1 protein-coding gene is annotated in these 520 nt (G+C 73.7%); it reads left to right on the top strand.

Going from position 1 to position 520, the window contains the following annotated elements:
* Positions 1-520: PLP-dependent aminotransferase family protein (locus L6Q67_RS24450; protein WP_296576404.1), on the top strand; the 520-nt coding region annotated here is incomplete at both ends.

Genomic DNA, 520 nt, shown 5'->3' with positions numbered 1-520 from the left:
CCGCGGCCCGCCAAGGCCTGGGACCGGGCCGGCCTGGTGTTGCACTGCAGTTCGTTCTCGAAGACGCTCGCGCCGGGCTACCGCATCGGCTGGGTGGCGGCCGGGCGCTTCGCCACCCGCGTGGGCCAGCGCAAGCTGATGGGTTCGCTGGCGGCGCCGGTGCCCTCGCAGGAGGGCTTGAGCGAGTACCTGCAACACGGGGGCTATGACCGCCACCTGCGCCAATTGCGCCAGGCCCTGGCCAGGCAGCACGGGGTGGTGCAGCGGGCCATCGCGAAGCACTTTCCGCCGGGCACGCGCAGCACGCAGCCCGAGGGCGGCTACTTCGTCTGGGTCGAGTTGCCGCCGGGCACCGATGCGCTGGCGCTGCACCGGCTGGCGCTCTCGCAGGGGGTGAGCACCGCGCCGGGCCACCTCTTCTCTGCGGACCGGCGCTTCGCGCACCACCTGCGCATCAACTTCGGCCACCCGGGCGACGCGCGCATCGAGCCGGCGCTCAAGACCGTGGGGCGGATCGCCC

It is taken from the genome of Zoogloea sp., assembly GCF_023150065.1.
Taxonomy (GTDB): domain Bacteria; phylum Pseudomonadota; class Gammaproteobacteria; order Burkholderiales; family Rhodocyclaceae; genus Zoogloea.
This window is presented reverse-complemented; position numbering and strand designations above follow the sequence as displayed.